The organism is Adlercreutzia sp., from assembly GCF_056795635.1.
The window spans coordinates 1-3,223 of sequence record NZ_JBQIIT010000043.1 but is presented as its reverse complement, the minus strand read 5'-3'; the positions used below and the strand labels follow the sequence as shown (position 1 = coordinate 3,223).

Here is a 3,223-nt window from a genome sequence, read left to right as displayed (position 1 = left end):
ACGCGCCGCAGCTTTTCCCAGTCAGCCATGGAAAGCGGCACGTCGGGGGCCACCGAGCAGGTCAGTTTCACATCCTTGGCGGCGGCGATGGGAGCCAGGGCCTTGCGCACGAACTGGGCTAAGTCCACGAAATCCACGGGCTCGGGCAACAGCTCGTCCTTCTGGGCCGCGTGCTTGGAAATGACCAGGATGTTGTTCACCATGTTCAGGAGCAGGGTGGCGTTCGACTCAATTTCGGCTACGGCTTCACGGGTCTTGGGTGCTAAGCTTGTGTCGGCGTTCAGGATGCGGGCGTAGGCCAGGATACTCGTGAGCGGCGTGCGCAGCTCGTGGCTCACAATGGCGAAGAACTCGTTCTTGTAGGCCACCTCTTCGCCCAGGCGATCCAGGGCTACTTTCAGCTCGCGCTTCTGGTAGTTCAGCAGGTCGTTGAGCACCATGAGGTCATCGGTTTTCTCCCGCACCTGGCCCTCCAGGTCTTCGTAGAGAATTTGCAGGTCGCGGGCCATGCGGTCGAACTCGCCCGTGAGCTCGGTCAGTTCGTCGGGGGCGCCCCACAGGCCGCCACCCTCCGCGCCGTTCGATGGCAGGCGTCCTTTCCGCTCGCCCTGCACTCGCTGGTGCCGGCGCGGTGCGGCGCTCGGTTTCGCTTCGTCTTTCCCGGTGCGGGGCTCCGTCGCATCTGCGCTGCAGCAGAAATCGCCTTCGGCCACCGATTTGGCGGCCGTGCGCAGCTCGTCGATGGGCCGCAGCACCAGTCGGCTCGTGACGAAATACACGGCGGCGAAGGCGGCCACCATCACGAAGAACACCATGACCACCTGCTGCGTCACGCTGTTCTGGATGCCGTCGGCGTAAATGTCCATAGGCTCGGTGATGGACATGGCGCCGCCCACGGCTCCCACCTGCATGCCTTCCTTCGGGTAGCCGTACTGGTCCAGCTCGCCCACTGGCTCGCCGTGGCATTCCAGGCACGATTTGGTCACGTACAAAGGCTCGGTGTAGCGGAACACCCGGCTTCCGTCGTTCGCGCTTTCCACACGCCAAAAGGCGCGCAGGTCGGGGTCGGCGTTGAAGGCGTCCAGGGCCTCCTGCTCGAAGGGGTCCGGCGCATTGGCCTGCTGGCGCGGCGTGTCGTTGGTGAAGCGGATGGAATAGTCGGTTTCCGTAGTGAACAACATGGAGATGGATTTCGCCGCCACCACGCACACGAGGTGCTTCGTGCGGAAGCTGCCGTCTTCAGCACGGTTGATGGCGTTTTGGTTCATGTCGACGAAGTCCCAGGCGGCGCGCATCTCGGCGGCCAGCACCTCTGCCTTTTCGCGGGCCTCGTTTTCGGCCTGGGCGGTTTGCAGCGACAGGTTCCACACAATGTCGATGGCCATGAGCGCAATCATAATAACGCCGATGAACACGGCGATCTTAAAGCGTATGCCGAAGCGGAATGATCGTTGCTGCGGTGCATCCGACATTGCGTCCCCCTCGTTATCAACCCCACTATTATGCCCGATGAAGAAGGGCGGCGAAATGGCTGCGGCAGAAGGTAATTCTTTTTTAATATTTGCTCCGAATTCTTAATGAAAAGTTCCGTGGACTGCCATTGAAATAGCGGCCCGTCGACGGCAGAATGAAGGGCAGCGAGCGGGGTTTCGGCCGAGGAGGGCCGCCCCGGCGTCTGATGGCGAACAGCCGGAAGCGACGCGGCTCGCGGAGGAGAACCGTATATGAGGGAGGAGAGTTCTATGACGAAGAACGTCGAATGCGCACGCGATCCCAAGATCAGCCGCCGCGCCTTCGTAGGTGCTGCCGCAGCAACTGCAGCTGTGGCGGGCCTAGCAGGATGCGCGCCGACGGCCGAGCCGAAAGACGAGGCTTCCGGCGGGGAAGTTTTGTCCTTCACCGGCGAGGACGAGTTTGCCGACTGCGAGTTGGTGTACGGCTGCTGCTCGCCGGAGTGCCAGCATCACCTGCTGAAGGGCTATGTGCGCGACGGAAAGCTGGTGAAGGTAGAGAGCGGCGAGGTGAACGAGAGCCCCGCTTGCGCTCGTGGTTTCGCCCGCGTGGAAATGTGCAACTCCGAGAAGCGACTCACCAAGCCTTTGAAGCTCGTGGGCGAGAAGGGCTCCGGCAACTTCGAGGAGATTTCTTGGGACGAGGCTTACGACCTCATCGAGGAGAAGCTGCGGTATGCCCTGGACAACGGCGGAAGCCAGTCTATCATTGTCCAAGGCGGCTCGGGGAACTTCAGCTCGCTGACGAGCGCCATGGGCACGCTGGGCTCTTGGCTCGGCGGCACCACCGCCATTTCCGGCAACTTCTGCTGCGCTGGCATCGATTCGGGTCTCGGCACCGTGCTCGGCAGCCGCACCACGCCGTTGCGCAACGAGCTGGAGAAAGCCGATTATATTATCGCCTGGGGCAACAATCCCGTCGTCACCATGACTGGCTATTTCGGTCGCTTCCAGAAAATGATGGACAACGGCGGCACCCTGTGCACCATCGATCCGTTCCTTTCCGAAACTGCCGACAAGTCCCAGGAGTGGATTCAGCCCTGGCCCGGTACCGACTCCGCCGTGGCTCTGGCTATGCTGAAGGTGGTCATCGACGAGGGCCTCGCCGATGAGGAGTACCTTATTGCCCACACCACGGCTCCCTGCCTCATCGACAAGAAGACTAACGCCCCGGCCTTCACCGATCCTGCCGACGACACCACTTACCAGGTCTACGACCCGGCGTCCAAGAAGCTCGTGGCCCACGACGCCGCGGGCGTGACGCCCCCGCTTTCCGTGGAGGGTACCGACATCGCCAAGGATTACGTGACCATTTACGACCTCGTTAAGGCCGAGGCTGACAAGTGGGGCAAGGAGGCCGTCGAGGCCGAGACCGGCTGCTCCTACGACGACATCGCCCGCATCGCTCGCGATTACGCCAACGCCGAGAAGGCCATTATCATCCAGAATATGGGCGGCTATCAGCGTACTGAAAACGGTGCTTACGCCACGGCAACCCAGGTGTATCTGGCGCTGTTCTGCGGGCATATCGGCCATGAAGGCGACGGTATGTACGACGCCGGCGGGTCTGCGGCGCTCGTGCCGTCGGGCCAGGCCTTCGAGAGCAATCCCGACGCCGGCCAGTACGAGCCTATTCCCTTCCCGCACTTTGGTGAGATGGTGCTTGAGGACAAGCCCACTAAGATCAACTTTATGTGGGTTGATTGCGGCAA

The 3,223-nt window shown here is 61.8% G+C and carries 2 protein-coding genes; one reads left to right on the top strand and one right to left on the bottom strand.

What is annotated here, in order from left to right; all coding sequences use genetic code 11:
• Positions 1 to 1,472: sensor histidine kinase (locus ACTOXK_RS11720; RefSeq protein ID WP_482279972.1), on the bottom strand; the 1,472-nt coding region annotated here is incomplete at its 3' end.
• 270 nt (positions 1,473 to 1,742) lie between these two features.
• Between ACTOXK_RS11720 and ACTOXK_RS11715 the strand changes: the two genes are divergently transcribed.
• Positions 1,743 to 3,223, top strand: a 1,481-nt coding sequence (locus ACTOXK_RS11715) for a molybdopterin-dependent oxidoreductase (RefSeq protein ID WP_482279971.1), incomplete at its 3' end; no start/stop codon positions are given.